Annotated in this window: 14 protein-coding genes; 8 read left to right on the forward strand and 6 right to left on the reverse strand. The window is 35.1% G+C overall.

Annotation, left to right across the window (positions count from 1 at the left end; genetic code table 11):
- Positions 1 to 454 precede the first annotated feature (454 nt).
- Positions 455 to 1396 (forward strand): sugar-binding transcriptional regulator, encoded by a 942-nt coding sequence (locus tag FYJ25_RS06490; protein ID WP_162290855.1) that lies wholly within the window; start codon positions 455 to 457, stop codon positions 1394 to 1396.
- A 97-nt stretch (positions 1397 to 1493) separates the two neighbouring features.
- Here FYJ25_RS06490 and FYJ25_RS06495 read toward each other — a convergent pair whose 3' ends face one another.
- Positions 1494 to 3065 (reverse strand): aminotransferase class I/II-fold pyridoxal phosphate-dependent enzyme, encoded by a 1572-nt coding sequence (locus tag FYJ25_RS06495; RefSeq protein WP_096239975.1) that lies wholly within the window; start codon positions 3063 to 3065, stop codon positions 1494 to 1496.
- A gap of 578 nt (positions 3066 to 3643) precedes the next feature.
- On the opposite strand from FYJ25_RS06495, the gene FYJ25_RS06500 reads away from it, so the two are divergent.
- The 5 genes from FYJ25_RS06500 (at position 3644) to FYJ25_RS06520 (ending at position 9713) form a co-directional block, all read left to right on the forward strand.
- Positions 3644 to 4225 carry a YdcF family protein gene (locus tag FYJ25_RS06500; RefSeq protein ID WP_157908561.1) on the forward strand — a complete coding sequence of 194 codons (582 nt, stop codon included), beginning with the start codon at positions 3644 to 3646 and terminating at the stop codon, positions 4223 to 4225.
- 56 nt (positions 4226 to 4281) lie between these two features.
- Positions 4282 to 5004 carry a metallophosphoesterase gene (locus FYJ25_RS06505; protein WP_096239971.1) on the forward strand — a complete coding sequence of 241 codons (723 nt, stop codon included), beginning with the start codon at positions 4282 to 4284 and terminating at the stop codon, positions 5002 to 5004.
- Between the two features lie 262 nt (positions 5005 to 5266).
- On the forward strand, positions 5267 to 5653 hold the full coding sequence (locus tag FYJ25_RS06510) for a metal-sensing transcriptional repressor (protein WP_096239969.1): 387 nt from the start codon (positions 5267 to 5269) through the stop codon (positions 5651 to 5653).
- 25 nt (positions 5654 to 5678) lie between these two features.
- Complete coding sequence (locus tag FYJ25_RS06515) at positions 5679 to 8216, forward strand: heavy metal translocating P-type ATPase (protein ID WP_154580836.1); 2538 nt, start codon at positions 5679 to 5681, stop codon at positions 8214 to 8216.
- 312 nt (positions 8217 to 8528) lie between these two features.
- The gene (locus tag FYJ25_RS06520) at positions 8529 to 9713 is read left to right on the forward strand and encodes an ATP-binding protein (RefSeq protein ID WP_096239965.1); all 1185 of its coding nucleotides are present in this window, start codon (positions 8529 to 8531) and stop codon (positions 9711 to 9713) included.
- Between the two features lie 233 nt (positions 9714 to 9946).
- Here FYJ25_RS06520 and FYJ25_RS14595 read toward each other — a convergent pair whose 3' ends face one another.
- The 3 genes from FYJ25_RS14595 to FYJ25_RS06535 form a co-directional block, all read right to left on the reverse strand.
- Positions 9947 to 10225, reverse strand: a complete 279-nt coding sequence (locus FYJ25_RS14595) for a leucine-rich repeat protein (RefSeq protein WP_243145697.1) — start codon at positions 10223 to 10225, stop codon at positions 9947 to 9949.
- 823 nt (positions 10226 to 11048) lie between these two features.
- Positions 11049 to 12107 (reverse strand): CAP domain-containing protein, encoded by a 1059-nt coding sequence (locus FYJ25_RS14600; protein WP_154580838.1) that lies wholly within the window; start codon positions 12105 to 12107, stop codon positions 11049 to 11051.
- Positions 12108 to 12211: 104 nt separating this feature from the next.
- On the reverse strand, positions 12212 to 13633 hold the full coding sequence (locus FYJ25_RS06535) for a glycoside hydrolase family 10-like protein (protein ID WP_167513783.1): 1422 nt from the start codon (positions 13631 to 13633) through the stop codon (positions 12212 to 12214).
- A gap of 281 nt (positions 13634 to 13914) precedes the next feature.
- On the opposite strand from FYJ25_RS06535, the gene FYJ25_RS06540 reads away from it, so the two are divergent.
- Positions 13915 to 14649, forward strand: a complete 735-nt coding sequence (locus tag FYJ25_RS06540) for a tRNA 2-thiocytidine biosynthesis TtcA family protein (RefSeq protein WP_154580840.1) — start codon at positions 13915 to 13917, stop codon at positions 14647 to 14649.
- A gap of 2 nt (positions 14650 to 14651) precedes the next feature.
- On the forward strand, positions 14652 to 15704 hold the full coding sequence (locus tag FYJ25_RS06545) for a tyrosine-type recombinase/integrase (protein WP_147607853.1): 1053 nt from the start codon (positions 14652 to 14654) through the stop codon (positions 15702 to 15704).
- A gap of 187 nt (positions 15705 to 15891) precedes the next feature.
- Here FYJ25_RS06545 and FYJ25_RS06550 read toward each other — a convergent pair whose 3' ends face one another.
- Together FYJ25_RS06550 and cls are read right to left on the reverse strand one after the other, a co-directional pair.
- On the reverse strand, positions 15892 to 16284 hold the full coding sequence (locus FYJ25_RS06550) for a LysM peptidoglycan-binding domain-containing protein (protein WP_157908558.1): 393 nt from the start codon (positions 16282 to 16284) through the stop codon (positions 15892 to 15894).
- Positions 16285 to 16608: 324 nt separating this feature from the next.
- Positions 16609 to 18168: a cardiolipin synthase gene (gene cls / locus FYJ25_RS06555; RefSeq protein ID WP_154580841.1), complete on the reverse strand. Its 1560-nt coding sequence runs from the start codon at positions 18166 to 18168 to the stop codon at positions 16609 to 16611.
- Positions 18169 to 18386: the final 218 nt, after the last annotated feature.

Below are 18386 nucleotides of genomic sequence, written 5' to 3' on the forward strand. Positions count from 1 at the left end.
TGAAATCAATTCTTATCATGAATCGTTATATTTTTATTTCCATCGAAAAGGTTCTGCCTTCTATAAATGAGGAGTATTGATTAAATCTTAAACTTCTCCCAAAGTTTCTTTTTGGAACTGTAGTAGAGTAGGGAAATATAAACAGAAGTGAAAGAACCTTCGGGAGAAAGAAATTCAGGATAACTTTTCCTGAAAATGTTGAATAACCTGATCTGTACAGAAGATATTCTGTAAAAAAATCTGGTTAGGAACATACCAAATGTTTTAAAATGTTATAAACACTTACTTGTTGAAGTATAACAGGATTTTTCATATAAGTCAATAAAAATGCAATTATTTCTATGTTTATATTTCTATACATTTAATTTTTGCAAATATTTTCATTTTTTCGATTTCTATTGATTGACACTATCCTATTGGTATTTTATAATAATGGTAAATGTGGGGGAAACGTATGAAGAATGATAAAATAATCAAAATAATTCGAGTGGCAAAAAAATATTATGAATCGCATATGGATCAGAAGATCATTGCACAGGAAGAGGGAATTTCGGTATCTACCGTCAGCAGAATGTTAAAAAAAGCAGAAGAGATGGGATATATTAAGATTACTGTAGAATATCCGGTATTATCGAATGAAGAATTATCCGATTCTTTACAAAAACGATATGGGTTAAAGAAAGTATTTCTTGTTCCTAAACTGTCAAGCACGTCAATTGCTGTACAGGAAGATGTATGCAGGGCAGCAGCAAAGGACTTATCTTCCTATTTAAAAGATGGAAGCATTATCGGAACTGCCTGGGGTCGTACAATGAAGAGTTTTGCAAATTATATTTCAGATCTTGGTGTGAAGAATGTAAAAGTAGTTCAGCTTAATGGAAAGACAAATCTGACGTCTGTTCCTGTTGGAGCAGATGATTTGTCACAGGCGATTGCCCGGGCAGGATGTGGAGAGGCTTATGTAATTCCTGCGCCTGTTGCAGTAGATTCCGCAGAAATTGCTGATATGTTAAAACAAGAAAGAAATATTTCCGCTGCACTTACTTTAGGACGTGATTGCCAGATTGCCCTTTTTGGTATAGGAAATTTAAGTCGGAATACTATTTTATATCATTCTGGTTCTTTAAAAGAAGAAGATTTTGTTGAATTAGAAAAAAAAGGAGCTGTAGGAGATGTATGCACTTGTTTTTTTAATGCATCCGGAGAAGCAGTAAGTAGTTCCTTTTCAAGGAGACGTATCAGTCTTACTTTAGAAGAATTAAAGAAAATCCCCTGTAAGATAGGTGTTGCTTCCGGACTTGAAAAAAAAGAAGCACTACATGGTGCATTACTTGGTGGATATATCGATATCCTCTATGCTGACGAAGAATTAGGAAAAGAGATACTGAATTACTAAAATCATTTAAAAAATGGTCTTCTGACAGTGGCTGAATTATATTGAAACCTTATCCAGCCACTGTCAGACTTAAAAGAGAAAAGCTTATCTTACTAATTTACTGATGATACGTGCTTAAAAATTCAGCCATACCTGTCGTTGCTTTTTTTAATACTTCGATTCGTGGCAGATATACAACACGAAAATGGTCTGGCTGTTTCCAGTTGAATCCACCACCATGAATAAGTAATACCTTTTTTTCTCGTAACAGATCTAGTACGAATTGCTCATCGTTCACAATATTGAACTTTTTCGTATCGATCTTTGGGAAGATGTAAAAAGCTGCTTTCGGTTTTACTGCGCTGATTCCCGGAATATCTGTAAGAGCCTTGTAAATGAATTCTCTTTGTTCATAAACTCTTCCGCCAGGCATAATATAGTCTTCTACGCTCTGATGTCCGCCGAGTGCTGTCTGTATGATGGACTGGCCTGGAACATTAGAACAAAGACGCATATTAGAGAGCATGTTTAAACCTTCGATATAGTCTTTGGCCATAGCTTTATTTCCACTTAAGATCATCCAGCCAACACGAAAGCCTGCAATCATATGGGATTTAGATAATCCACTAAATGTTACACAGAATAAATCCGGTGCGAGAGAAGCAATGGAAATATGTTTTTCGCCATCCATAACAAGACGGTCATAAATCTCATCAGAAAAGATAATTAACTGATGTTCTCTTGCTACCTGCACAATCTGTTCTAACACTTCTTTTGGATAGAGTGCACCTGTGGGATTATTAGGATTGATAATAACGATTGCCTTTGTGTGGTCGTTAATTTTTTTGCGGATATCATTAATATCCGGATACCATTCTGACTCCTCATCACAAATGTAATGAACAGCTTTTCCACCTGCTAACGTAGCACAGGCAGTCCAGAGTGGATAATCCGGAGAAGGAATTAAGATTTCATCTCCTGTATCAAGGAGTGCTGACATACAAAGATTAATCAATTCACTGACACCATTTCCAGTGTAGATATCATTGATATTCACATTTGGAATATGTTTTAACTGTGCATACTGCATAATCGCTTTTCTTGCTGAAAACAATCCCATTGCATTTGAATATCCTTCACAGTCTGTTAACTGCTGGCGCATATCATAAATTACTTCATCAGGAGTACGGAAACCGAACGGTGCCGGATTACCAATATTTAATTTTAAAACATGTGTCCCAGCCTCTTCCATACGAGCAGCTTCATCAACAACTGGTCCTCTTACATCATATAAAACATTATCTAATTTGGATGATTTCTTAAATTCACGCATTGTTCTTTCCTCTTTATTACTAATGTCCCTGCTGATAATTTCTGCAGAGGTTGTTTGTATAGTATTACTAGTATCGTTCTTATCTAATAGATCTCTATTTTTATTGGCAGAAATGGCTGTGTCAGATTCCATATCCGATATACCAATCAGCCATTTTTCTTCTACTTGTAATGTTTTCGCCAAAAACAATAAAATATCCGTCCTTGGAACTGTTTTTCCGCTTACATACTGGCTTATATGACTTTTTCCAAGTTTGATACCCTGTGACTGCGCCGCTCGTACAAGATCAATCTGCTTTACGTTTTGTTTCTTCATGGCAGCTTTTAATCGCTCTGAGAAGACTTCTTTTTGAATCATCTAGCTGCTCCTTTCTGTTTTTATGATTGCGCAAAGTTCAATTTGCGTTGTATGCTTGTAAGATTTAGACAGAGTATAGCACACGGAAGGAAAAAGTTCAATATAAAATAAATAAATTTGAACTTTCTATATTGAATTTTTATACAGTTGAAAAAAGTATCCTGATATGATTGAACTTGTTTGCCGAATGTACTCACAAAATCAAGTGCAAGAAAGACTCGAGAGTACATCCGATTAAAGAAGTGTAAAAAAGCAGAAAAAGAAGAGAAACATAAATCATAGCTAAGAAAATCTCAATATGCTATACTTATAAAAGTAATCAGATCTTGTGTAGCGGATATAGATATGTAACAGATATGTAATTGAAAATTTACAAGATAAGAAAGGCAGGTTTTTAGAAATTGAAAATAATACATATTTTAACGATTCTAATTGGTGCAGTTTTTTTCATATGGTTCAGTATTCCATTATTCACTCACCGAATTTTAAATATTGGGAATCTTACAGGATTAGTAGTTAGCGGTATTTTGCTGCTTGGAGGCATTTTTTATAAGAATTTTCAGCAAGGAATATTTTATTTGCAAAAAAATTTTCTTGGAAAGTGTGTGATTGGTATTGTAATAGCTGTTGTTAGTGTTGTAGTGATAACTGTAATTATCGAAACCATTTTTATCGTAAAGGCATCAACAAAAAAGCCAAAGGAGAATGCAACGCTCATTGTACTTGGCTGTAAAGTATATGGAGAACATGCCAGTCGTTCTTTGCGGGAAAGGTTAGATGCGGCTCTTATCTATTTAGAGGAAAATCCTGATTCACAATGTATTGTATCCGGTGGAATGGGCGAGGGAGAAAAAATCAGTGAAGCGGAGTGCATGTACCGCTACCTGATAAAGAAAGGAATTCATTTTTCAAGAATTATAAAAGAAGATAAATCAACTTCTACGAGGGAAAATCTGAGATTTTCTAAAAAAATAATAGAAGAGAGAGGATTAAGTAAGAATATAGCGATTGCAACAAGTGATTATCATCAGTATCGCGCTTCAAAGATAGCAAAGACACTTGGTTTTTCCGTTGGGGCGGTACCTGGTCATACTGCATGGTGGCTGTTTCCTACATTTTATGTGAGGGAGTTGTATGGGATTTTGTATCAGGTGTTATAGGTAAGTTGCAACAATTTTGTATGAATTGCCCATTATCAGAAAGGAGGAAACTATTTATGAAAGTTCTTGTAATACCAGATATACATTTAAAACCATTTATGTTTAAACAGGCAGCGGAATTGATGGAGCGAGGGATTGCACAAAGAGCGGTTTGTTTGATGGACATTCCTGATGACTGGGACAAACAGTTTAATATCCTGTTTTATGAGGAGACTTACGAAGAGGCTATTCGTTTTGCAAAAAAATATCCGGATACTGCCTGGTGCTATGGAAATCATGATTTAAGTTATGTTTGGCGTGAGTTAGAAACGGGATACAGTACTATGGCTGCTTATACCGTACAAAAAAAGTTGCTTGATTTAAAGGAAGTATTACCAGAGAATAATCCAATAAAGTATGTGCACAGAATTGATAATGTTCTGTTTTCACATGCAGGAGTAGCTAAGAATTTTGTTGACTTATATGTTCCAAAGACAAAGCACGATGATGTGGACACTGTTTTAGACTACATTAATAATTTGGGAAAAATGGAGATGTGGTATGACGGCTCCCCAATCTGGCTCAGACCACAGTATACAGATGTGAAAATGTATAAGTCACATCAATTCCTGCAGGTAGTCGGGCATACTCCGATAGAAACTATTACAAAAAAGAACAATGTGATATCGTGCGATGTATTTTCCACAGATCGGGATGGCAAACCAATAGGAACAGAAGAGTTCCTTTTATTAGATACTATTACATGGGATTATAGTATGGTTAATTATGGAAATTGTTAAATCATTTTATTAAGAGAATACTACGTGCATTTATAAATATTTTTATGAACAGATTTACTATTGATGATATAATGGAAACTATTAATATTGAAAATTTTTGAATTTAAAGGATTTATCATTACAAAGGATAGATCCTTTTTTATTCTAATTTGTAATAATAATTTTTTTTAAATATTGCTTGCAAAATACCCTTATGGGGTATATAATCCTACTTATCTGATAGAGAATAATAGAGAATAAAATTTACAGAAAGGAAAATGCTATGGGAGAGTGTTGTAATAATAAAGAAGATATTTCTTTATCTTGTCACTGTGGAGCGAATGATAGTTTTAAAAGCAGTTCTTCTCAACCGAAGTGTCAAAATTGCAGTGTAAAGAAAAAAGTTCGTTCAGAAAAAGAATTTAAGGCATTGCTCAATCGTTTAAGCCGTATCGAAGGACAGGTTCGTGGTGTTCGGTCGATGTTAGAGAATGATGCATATTGTATTGATATTCTTACACAAGTTTCTGCAATCAATGCGGCATTGAATAGTTTTAATAAAGTATTGATTTCGAATCATATTCGTACCTGTGTAAAAGAAAATATTCAGGCGGGAAATGACGAGGTTATAGAGGAGTTAGTTGTAACGTTGCAAAAGTTAATGAAGTAGATTTTTCAGACAGAGAGGAGACAGAATGGAACAGTATAGTATAACAGGAATGACCTGTGCAGCATGTCAGGCTCGTGTAGAAAAAGTAGTTTCTAACGTACCTGGTGTTACAGATGTTTCTGTAAGTTTATTAACAAATTCTATGGGAGTAGAAGGAACGGCTACTTCAGCAGATATTGTGGCAGCCGTAGAAAAAGCAGGTTATCATGCTTCTGTAAAAGGGGCGCAGATGGAGAGTAGTCAGGGAGCGGAAGCTTTAGCAGATACGGAGACACCAAAGTTATTAAAGAGACTGATTATTTCTCTTATCTTTTTGATGCCGCTTATGTACCTTTCTATGGGACACATGATGTGGAACTGGCCGTTACCGGGCTTCTTAAATAATAATCATGTCGGTATGGGGCTTGCACAGCTTTTATTTACTGTAATCATTATGGTAATTAATCAGCGTTTCTTTATTAGCGGATTTACAAGTCTAATTCACAGGGCACCCAATATGGATACTTTAGTTGCGATGGGGGCAACAGCAGCATTTGGTTATAGTACGTATGCTCTGTTTGCGATGACCGTAGCGCAAACTGCCGGAAATGATAAGCTTGTTATGAGCTATATGCATGAGTTTTATTTTGAATCTGCGGCAATGATTCTTACTTTGATTACTCTTGGTAAAACATTAGAGGCATATTCAAAAGGAAAAACAACAGATGCATTAAAGAGCCTTATGAATCTTGCTCCAAAGATGGCTACCGTTGTCCGCAATGAACAGGAAATGCTGATTTCTGCTGATCAGGTGAAAAAGGGAGACATTTTTCTTGTAAAACCAGGGGAAAGTATACCGGTAGATGGTATTGTCCTTGAGGGAAATAGTGCGATTGATGAGGCAACTCTTACTGGAGAGAGTATTCCAGTAGATAAGGCTGTAGGAGATACTGTTTCCGCCGCAACGATTAATCAATCCGGCTTTATTAAATGTGAGGCTACAAGAGTAGGAGAGGATACCACTCTTTCTCAGATTATCAAGATGGTAAGTGATGCGGCGGCAACAAAGGCTCCTATTGCAAAGATTGCTGATAAGGTGTCTGGTATTTTTGTACCTGCTGTTATCACAATTGCGATTATCACGATTATCGGCTGGCTTCTTGCCGGAGAGAGTGTTGGTTTTGCCCTTGCAAGAGGTATCTCTGTTCTTGTGATCAGCTGCCCTTGTGCATTAGGTCTTGCAACACCGGTTGCGATCATGGTTGGAAACGGCGTTGGTGCCAAACATGGTATTTTATTTAAGACGGCTGTATCCTTAGAGGAAGCTGGCAAGGTTGATATTGTTGCCTTAGATAAGACTGGAACGATCACAAATGGTCAGCCGAAAGTAACAGATATTCTTCCGGTTGACGGAATCAGTGAACAGGAACTTTTAGAAACAGCATTTTCACTGGAAAAGAAGAGTGAGCATCCGTTAGCAAAGGCAATCGTAGAATATGGTGAAGAGAAAAACTTTACGGTTTCTGTTGTAGATAATTTCAAAGCTGTTCCAGGAAATGGGCTTACAGGAACATTGAATGAAGAAACCCTTATTGGTGGTAATTTGCTTTTTATAGAAAAGAGTTTATCTATCTCCAGGAAATTAAAACATAGCGCAGAACAATTAGCGTCTGCTGGAAAAACTCCTCTTTTCTTTGCAAAAGAGAATCGTCTTCTCGGAATGATTGCCGTAGCTGACGTAATTAAGGAAGACAGCCCACAGGCAATTAAAGAGTTAAAGGCGATGGGGATTCATGTTGTTATGCTGACAGGAGATAATGAACGTACTGCAAAGGCAATCGGAGAACAGGCAGGTGTTGACAATGTAATCGCAGGCGTTCTTCCAGACGGAAAGGAAAGTGTTATTCAAGCATTAGGTAAAAAAGGTAAAGTTGCTATGGTTGGTGATGGAATTAATGATGCTCCAGCTTTAACTCGCGCCGATGTAGGAATCGCAATCGGAGCAGGTACTGATGTAGCGATGGATGCCGCCGATGTTGTATTGATGAAGAGTAAACTCGCGGATGTTCCGGCTGCAATCCGCTTAAGCCGAGGCGTATTAAGAAATATCCATGAAAACTTATTCTGGGCATTTTTCTATAACACAATTGGAATTCCTCTGGCAGCCGGTCTGTTGATTCCCGTATTAGGATGGAAATTAAATCCAATGTTTGGAGCGGCAGCAATGAGTTTATCCAGTTTCTGTGTTGTTACAAACGCACTACGTTTAAACCTGTTAAATATTCGAAGCACAAAAAAAGATAAAAAGAAGAAAAACACGATAGATGTTAGTTTAATTAACATAAATAATAATGAAAAGAAAGAGGTAAATGAAATGACAAAGACAATGAATATCAAAGGAATGATGTGCGGACACTGTGAAGCAGCAGTAAAGAAAGCATTAGAAGCACTTCCAGAGGTAGCTTCAGCAGAAGTAAGCCATGAGAAGGGAACGGCTGTAGTTACTTTAGAAAAAGAGATTGCAGATGATGTCTTAAAGAAAACAATTGAGGATAAAGATTACGAAGTTGTTGAAATTAAGTAATAATTTGTCGGGCTAAACAGCTATAAAAAAAGCATTCTTAAATTCCTTGAGGAATAGGATGCTTTTTTTATTTTCAAGAATAGATTGGAAAAGTATTGAATTAGAAAACAATTTAAATATAGGATTATTTTTGCGTAATATAACGTAAAGTGACGTTATATTATTTTATAAGCGTATATTTGCGTAAGAATGTTGAAAGCCATACTATGACATGATATAATAATGTTAGGGTCAAAAGGAATTTTGCCCCTAATTTGATGTCACGAATTACTCCGTAGCTAATGCTACTCCCGTAATAAGGAGGAATTAATCATGTTTAAAATTAATCCTTATCGCCCAGGTGCTGGATTAATGCCAGGGTATATAGCTGGAAGAGAAAAAGATATTACTAATATAGAACAAATATTTGATGCATTAATAATGAATATACCGGTTCAATCTGTTATTTTCAGTGGATTACGAGGGGTTGGAAAAACTGTTCTGATTAATAAATTAGAGTCGATTGCAGCAGAAAAGAAAATCTTTTGTAAACATATCGAAATTGAAGAAAGAAATGATTTTATTTCACAGATTGCAGAATGTTCACAGGCATTTCTCCGAAAGGTAAGTACAATAGAGAAATTTAAACATTTAATACAAAAACCATTAGATGCTATTAAATCCTTAATCATATCCTTCAATCCAAACGATAATACTTTTTCTGTATCTATGCAGGAAAGAGAACTGTATACATCTGGAAATTTAACACAGAGTTTAACAGAGGTATTCGTAAGTATTGGAGAGTTAGGAGCAAAAACAGGAACACCAATTTGCTTTTTTATTGACGAGATTCAATATATGAAGCAAAAAGAATTAGGGGCTCTAATTGCTGCCTTGCATAGAGCAAACCAATTAGGTTATCCTATTATGATAATTGGTGCAGGACTTCCTAAAATATATAAAATGTTATCTGAGGAAAAATCCTACTCAGAAAGATTATTCATGTACAAAGAAATCGGCTCATTGACTCCTGATGAATCTCAGAAAGCGATTGAAGAACCAGCTAAAAAATTTAACGTCAGATATAGTAAAGCAGCTGTTAATGAAATAATTGAAATAACAAAAGGATATCCTTTTTTTATCCAGCAATTATGCCAGATCGTATATAATAAAATGAATGATCATTTAATAGATAAAGAATTAGTTGATTCAAGCATTAATGATTTTTTTTCGATACTTGATGTTGGATTTTTTAAAACAAGATATGAAAGATGTTCTCAAAGCGATAAAAGATTTTTATTTGCAATGGTTAAATGCGGTGAATTACCTTGCACAATATCAAATGTAGCAAAAAATTTACACAAAAATGTAAACTCTATTTCTACAATCAGAGCGCAGTTAATTAATAAAGGAATTATTTATCCAATTCGATACAAAGAATTAGATTTTACTGTTCCTGAATTCGATGGTTTTATAAGAAGATTAAGTGAATATAAACAATGGTGCAAGGAAGATTAAAAAGATGTTTGAGTGTCTAAAAACTTATTAACCAATATTAAGGTAATCAGAAGAGCAATCTAACTATTCGCGAAATCCAACTTTAACGAATAGTTGTAAGGATAAGAGCATCTTAACCGCTTTATATATCTACTATTTACGTTCTAGGTTTTCAACTTTATAATTTAGAAATATTTTATTTCAATGAAAAAAGGCCAGCATTTTCTGACCTTTTTTCATTAGTAATCTTCTTACTATTTTACTTTTAGCCCTTTAAAAATCTTCTTATAAATCCTTTTTACCTTCTTAGGCACTCGAATAACAAGCTTTTTGTGAGCATTTTTAAAAGCTTTTTTATTTGCAGTTTTTCCTGTTAAGTGCACAGATTTTATGGTGACAGTTTTTAGATTCTTACAATTAAAGAATGCGTTGCTATTGATTTTTACAATATTTGTTCCAATCGTTACTTTTGTAAGTTTTTTATTATTGTTAAAGGCTTTCGCTCCAATGGATGTTACCTTGTAGGTGGTCATGATTCCTTCTTCCTTACAGGTAGCTTCTTTTGTAACTTTACCACCATCCCAGTCATGGTCATATTTCTTAGTTACTTTTCCAGATGAAAGTAGTATTCCGCAATCTTTACAATAGATATCTCCAGTATATCCTTCTGCTTGGCAAGTCGGCTTTTTATAATTTCTAGTTTCTTTGTTTTTATGACCGGTTGCCTTTAAAGATTCTGTTTTTTTATAAGGACAGTTTGTATAAGTGCAACAATATTCTTTTTCTCCAGTGACTGTACAAGTTGGTGCTACTGTTGTTGTTCCTGAATCTAAATCATGTGTATGCTTCTTTCCACAACCTTCTCGGCTACATGTTGCGGTTCCATCCCCATTGTCTTTCCAATCATGTCCTAATGCTGGATTTTTGGCATCTTGCTTAGTGATTGTCTTTGAACAGCGGCTACATTTACCGTAAAGAATGCCATCACTTTCACAAGTTGGGGCCTCCTTTTTTATTAGGATATACCTATGCCCAAGTTTTTTTACAGCTTCTGTTTTTGTAGCTGTACAAATTCCATTTTCTTCATAGGTACAATGATATGTTTTTTCTCCTTTTGCTGTACAGGTTGGCTCTGTAGTTATTGTTCCAGAATCCCATGCATGAGTATGTGTTGCCTTACATCCGTTACGAGTACATATAGCAGTTTCGTCTCCATTATCTTTCCAGTTATGACCTAAAGCAGCAATACTTCTTTGCTCTGTTGTTGCTGTACAGTTTTCATTTGTACAATGGCGGCTTTCTGTACCAGCTTTTTCACAGGTTGCAGCTATATCTGTAGTCCAGGCTGACGCATAATTATGTCCAGTTGCAGGGAACGCTTTCTTTTTTTGTGCTTTTACAAATACTGCAGGTAAAAGTTTTTTCTCCAGGTTCTGTACAAGTTGGCTTTTTAGTAACTTTTCCAGTGTCCCAATGATTCTTACAATCATGGACAGATACTGTCGAACCTGATGCAGTCATACCATAAAGGGTTGCTCTCAGATTTGTTGTACCCTCCTTTAAACCAGAAAGCTGATTATTGTTATAGGATGCTACTGAGGAATCGTCTATTGAGACAACAGGGGTATCCAGAACAGGTGCTAAGCCTCTTCCCTGTGACGAGAAATTAACAACATCTATTCGGGTCTCTGTAATTATTGGTGTTATGTTCTCTCCTATTCGTAAGGAATAGGAATCTTGGTCAAATGTTACATCGACCTTTTTGATTTTCTTTTTATCTACAGAAACTGAAACCGTTTCTGTACTGTCGTTTGCCGGAATTTCCGTTGTATTTATCTCCGGTCTATTTGCAAATACTTCTACCCAGTAATGTACTCCATTATAATAAACGTGTCCAATTCCGACACAATTATAATCGGAAGAAAGCATATTTCTACGATGTCCCTGTCCAGCATAAGTCTTATCATCTTCTCTCCAACCAAGATTTGCTTCGGCAGCCGTTGTATGACCGACAGAGATATTTTCACCGGCTGCAAGCCATTTAATGTTTTCTTCATTATAAACGTCCCAAACTTTACCCCCCATTGGACGTTCATGTTCATAAGATAATGCAATTTCCGCAGCACGTTTCATGGCTACTCGTTCAAGATCGTAGTCATACTTAAGTTCTTCTAAGTTCGGACAAGGGATTTTTTTATTGTCATATGCATCCCAACACCACGCATCGTAAGGGTTTGTTCGCATCTCATTAATCATATCAAAAATTGTTCGAGCTTCCGTCTGTCCGTATTTTACGGAAATATTTACCGGAATAATCTCAGCAGCTTTTTCAGCAGCTTTAGCTTTTTGTGGAAGGATAATGAGCCCGCCAATAAAAAATAAGAGTAACAAGAGTCGTAATTTTGTTTTCTTCATGTTTTTCCTCCTCCGTTATTTTATATTTTTAATATATCATAGATTTTCCAATAGTGGAATGAAATTTGTCGTGGGATGTCGTTTTTTGTTTTTTCAAATAGATGCTATGAATTGTTCTTTAAGGATTTTACAATCTGATTTAAAAGTTTTTTTCTTTTTGTGGAAAATTGCTCTGCGTCAAAATGATATTTTTTGTTCTGACAATCAAGATACTGATAGCTAAACAGGCAGTATCCTTCTATTTTTTTCTGCTTTTTTAGATAGGAAAGTTCTTTTTTTAGTAAAGAGGCTTTTTGAAGCTCTTTTTTATCTGACTGTCCCGGCTCCGTACTACCCATCCGGTAAAGCTGAAGTCCAATATATAGTTTTTGTGAGGAATCTTTCATGAGGGCAGCCCACTCATCAGTTACTTTATCAAAAGGCGCTGTCTCGTTCGTAAACCCCCAATAAATCTGCGGCATCAAATAATCGACATATCCATTTTGGGATACCCATGTATCAATATCAACATAGTATTCTAAATCATTTCGCAGATTATCTAAATTTCCGGCAGGGCTGATTCCAAAAGTGACTTGTGGATTGTTTTCTTTTATAGCTTTATAAATTCCAGATACCAGTCTATTTACGTTGTTACGTCTCCAATCTGCTAAAGAGATTTCATTTGAGGATTTATTTGAGGAAAAAGATTGAGAATCTATTGATGACATATCCGATTTTATCTGTTGTTCATACTCTGGAGCATCAAAGGCTGTTCCTACATTTTTTTCGGTAAATGCAGGATAAAAATAATCATCCATATGAATACCATCTACATCATAATTTTGAACAATTTCTTCTACTCCTTTTATAATAAGATTTCTTACGCTTTCTGAAGAAGGATTATAATAAAGACTGCCATTATAAGAAAGTACATTTCTTTTTGTATTCTGAGAAGAAAACCATATTTTAGCAGGATTAGTTTTAGAAAGACTTTGTATGGAATCGCCAGAAGAGATGCGATAAGGATTGATCCAGGCTTCAATCGCAATATTCTCCTGGTGGCTCATTTCCGTCATAATTTTTAAAGGATCATATCCTGGATTTTTCCCTTGCTTTCCAGAAATGCAAGCTGCCCATGGAAAATACTGTGATTCATAAAGTGCATCCCCAAAAGGACGTACTTGTACGATAATGCGGTTAAATCCAAGAAGTTTTATGCGCTGTAAGATATATTTATAAAATTTACGAAAGTTTTTTTCGTTATTATTTTTTACTGATTTACGATAACTGTTAAATTCCAGATAACTAAGCCAGACTGCCTTATAATCCATAGTATTTGATTGTTTTCTTTCTTGTTCTATAGAATCTTCTATGGAAGTTTTATCGGTATTTTTATTATCGGAAGATTTTTCCTGTGTATTAAAAAGAAAGTTAATAAATTCTGAACTACTTTTTCCGCTTATTTTCTTTTCCATTACAGCGTAGGAAAATAAAATCACAACGGTAAGCACCATAATAATAATGATATTTTCGATGAATTTTTTCATACAGCCTCCTTCCTGCTGACGTATTTTCATATTATATCAAAACAATTTTTAAACGTCCAGCCTGTCCAGTTACAGATATTTGCATAATCTAAGAATGTCTTGATATTCTTGCTGCGAAATGCGCGCCATAAACACATAATTTTATATCTGGTATATCTTATGTTACTGTTTAGAGACACATTCATAAAAATCTATCGTAATACTTTCCGATTTCTTGAAGAAATAGAACATTTGTGCTAAGATAAATAAAAGATAAATAAAAATATGTTAGGAATTATTATATGAAATTACAGAAATTATTAAGCTTAACTCGCCAGGCAATTGACGAATATGGAATGATTCAGGAAAATGATAAAATCGCAGTAGGAATTTCAGGAGGCAAAGATAGTTTAACACTCCTTTATGCGCTCTCCTGTTTACGAAAGTTTTATCCGCATAAGTTTGATATTGTGGCTGTAACTGTTGACTTAGGATTTGATAACCTGAATTTAGATGGAATACGGAAATTTTGCAAAGAACGAGATGTGGAATATCATGTTATTAAAACGCAGATTGCAGAGGTTGTCTTTCACATTCGTGAGGAAAGCAATCCCTGTTCTCTTTGTGCAAAAATGCGTAAAGGTGCATTAAATGATGCGGTAAAAAAACTAGGATGTAATAAAGTTGCCTATGCGCATCATAAGGATGATCTCTTGGAATCTATGATGATGTCATTTCTATTTGAGGGAAGAATTCATACATTTGCACCAGTTACATACCTCGACCGTTCCGGTATTACAGTAATCCGGCCACTTCTTTTCTTGTATGAGGGAGATGTGAAAGGATTTGTAAAAGAATATCAACTTCCGGTAGTAAAAAGTCCCTGCCCTGTTGACGGTTTAACAAAAAGGGAGGATGTAAAGAATCTTATAGGAGAAATTAATCATCAATATCCTGGTGCAAAAGCACGTATGATTCGTGCAGTGCTTGATGATGTTGTAAATGTTGACAAGATTCATGAGAGAAAGGAGCAATAACTTTGCAGCAACCAACCTATAATGAGCAGATTACAATGAAAAATGAGATAAAGCTTCGAGAACTTTGTGTGGAACTTCCTGATTTTTGCAAAGAATTTTTTCGAGGAATTGAACCTACTACTTCTTCCCGAACCCGTATCGCTTATGCATATGATCTAAAAATATTCTTTCATTTTCTGCAGGAAAAGTATCCATCCATCGAGGAAGGAAGTTTAAAAACATGGCCTGTAACAGTTCTTGATAAAGTAACTTTAACCCAGCTCGAAGAATATTTAGATTATTTAAAGCTTTATGAGGATGCCGATAATAAAGTCCATACAAATGAAGAAAGAGGACGCATGAGAAAAACAGCAAGCATGCGGACATTTTATAAATTCTTTTACAGAAAGCAGGCAATAAAAAACAATACAGCCAGTCTTCTAAATCTTCCAAAGAAGCATGAACATGCTATTACACGATTAGAAATCGATGAAATTGCCAAATTGTTAGATGCTGTAGAGGATGGAGAGAATTTAACAACGTCTCAAAAGAAATATCATAATAAAACAAAAGTACGAGATCTGGCAATTCTCACTCTCCTTCTTGGCACAGGAATTCGTGTATCCGAATGTGTTGGTCTTGATATATCCAATCTTGACTTTGAAACAAACGGAATGAAGATTCATCGAAAAGGTGGCGCAGAAGTTATCTTATACTTTGGAGAGGAAGTTCGGAAAGCCCTTCTTGATTATCTGGATGAGCGGGAAAACATAATTCCAAAAGAAGGTTCAGAAGATGCGCTCTTTCTGTCAATGCAAAAGAGACGTATCAGTGTTCGGGCAGTAGAGAACCTTGTAAAAAAATATGCTCGTCCTGTCACTCCGTTAAAAACGATAACACCACATAAATTACGTAGTACTTATGGTACGCAGCTCTATCAGGAAACCGGTGACATCTATCTGGTTGCTGATGTTCTTGGACATAAAGATGTAAATACAACAAGAAAACATTATGCCGCTATGGAGGATCAACGACGAAGAATGGCAGCCGGTAAAATACAACTACGAGAAAAATAACCACAATCTGCTGCATTTTAAAAAGTTTAAAAAGATGAAATTAAAAAGCATAGTATCATATGAATAATACTCGTCTGAGTATTGAAAATAGGATACTATGCTTTTTGTTTTGTATGTGACATGCTCCCCCCACTTAAATCATAGATTTTGAAGTGGGGGCTTCTTGTTCAATGGCTCTATTAAAAAATTAATTATAATATGGCACCATTAGATAGCATCCTGTATTTATCTGATTTGACTTCATATTATTACACTTCTTAATCTCATGTATATATTGATAAATATCAGTAAAACCATAATCGTTGGATTTCTCTTCCATATTCTCTCTGGCAATAGACCACAGGCTGTCTCCTTCTTGTACTTCCACTACTTTATACTGGATATCAGAAGAAGGCTCCTTCGCTCTGACTATGCTGTTGCTAAAATACAAGAAACAGCATATCGTCAATAAACTAATGAATATTATAATCCCTGTAATAAAAAATGGACGCTTTTCACGAAGTTCTCTCTCGTGCTTCTTCTTCTGCAATTCTGAAAAATTATAAATCTGTGCAGTTGTTCTGATACTCATCTCTTGCATAAAAAACCCCTCCATACTTAATTGATGTACTCTCGGAGTCTTTCTTGCAAAATCAAGCACAAAGAGATTCCGAAAGTACATATTATAAATAATTCGTGCAATACATATGTTCCAAACAAATATTCCGAACATATATTCCGTATATATGTTTGTATTATAGCGAACATCTTTTCGGATGTCAATAGAAAATCATAAAAATAAGAGACATTTTCAGTTATCATACAATCAATAATGTCTCCCTCAGGATTACATTGCAAGAGTAACTTAAAAACGTCTCTTTGATATCACTTATTTAATTAACAATCGTCTCTTCCATCCGCATTTTTATAATAATCCTGCGAATAATCTCATAAATAATTGCCCCAATCGTAAATATGCACTGCGTCCTGTACGATACTGATCTGTCACATCACGACACTCTTTTATTATTCTTGTCAGGTCGTCCCTTATTTCTATCACAGTCTGACAATCTGCCATAAAACATCCATTTTCAAAATGATGATATAAGCTTCGATAATCCAGATTAATCGTTCCACAAGTTGCCATACAGTCATCTGCCACACTCATTTTTGCATGACAAAAGCCTGGTACCCATTCATAAATACGTACACCATGTTTCACCAATCCATGATAAAAAGAACGCGTAATACTATAAATAAACTTTTTATCTGGAATACCTGGTGTAATAATTCTTACATCAACGCCTCTTTTAGCTGCCAGACATAAGGCATGTGTCATTTCGTCTGTTATAATCAAATATGGTGTCATAAACCAGCAGTATTTTTCTGCTTTATTGATCATGCTGATATAAACTTCTTCCCCTACCTGTTCATTATCCATCGGACTGTCTGCATAAGGCTGAACAAATCCGGTTTGACAAGCTTTATATTCAGGATGACAAATATATTTTTTAAAATCAAGATCATTCGTATCTTTATCGCTGATCGCATTCCACATTTCCAAAAATGTTACAGTAAGTGAACAAACAGCATCACCCTCTAAACGGATTCCGGTATCTTTCCACTGCCCATACGGATGTGTATAATTAAAATATTCATTTGCAAGATTATAACCACCTGTAAATCCAATTTTTCCATCAATAACCGTTATTTTTCTATGATCACGATTATTTAAAAATAAATTTAATCCGGGCATAAATGGATTAAAAACCCGGCAATGAATCCCTATCCGTTCCATTTTTTTAACAAAATCTGTAGTAATAAAACCAATCGAGCCCATATCATCATAGAAAACTCGAACTTCAACACCTGCTTTTACTCGTTCCTCCAAAACACTTTGTATTTTATGCCACGCTTCGGCATCTTCTATTGCGTGGTATTCCATAAAAATAAATTTCTGTGCTTTTGAGAGATCTTCAAGCTGTGCTTCTAATCCTTTCGCAGCCTCATCATAATAGACAATATCTGTATTCTGATAAATAGGATACTGCGAATTCCTGTATATATAATCTGCTATATTTCCAGCCTTTGGAATCTTTTCTTTTATCCTGTTTAAACTCTCCTGATTATCCGGAAGCATAGGTAATAATATTTTATCAATCTCAGCATATCTCTCCCTCATTTTATGGGTACCACCGTTTAAACCGATCAGTAAATATAGTCCAACCCCCATAACAGGAAAAATTAAAATTAAAATAACCCAGGGCATTTTCATGGAAGAAGTCTTATCTGATGCATATAATCCCAAAACTAAAATACCACTGAAAATCCTGGTGAATAAATTTACAACTTCTGCATATTCATTCAAGCGTGTTACCATAACAATAATAAAAATCACTTCAAGAAGAATACAGACAATGGAAAAGCATAATCGTTTTACACCATTTTTTGTTTTCGCTTTTCCTTCTAAAGTATCTTGTTTCATATGTACCCCACCTTACTATTTATTTTGATACCATTATTAACTATCTACGGTTTTTATGGAAGTATATAACTTTCTTCAGCAACTACTATATTTTCTGCCTTGTTTACTATAGCATGATTTTCTTTTTACTTCCAGCATTATTTACAAATGATTCCAGTGGACATACCGTTTTTGCAGATGAGTATCCATTTTCAACGAAATAGTGACTGTAAGACACT

Origin of the sequence: Anaerobutyricum soehngenii (assembly GCF_009697165.1) — a bacterium.
Lineage (GTDB): Bacteria > Bacillota > Clostridia > Lachnospirales > Lachnospiraceae > Anaerobutyricum > Anaerobutyricum soehngenii.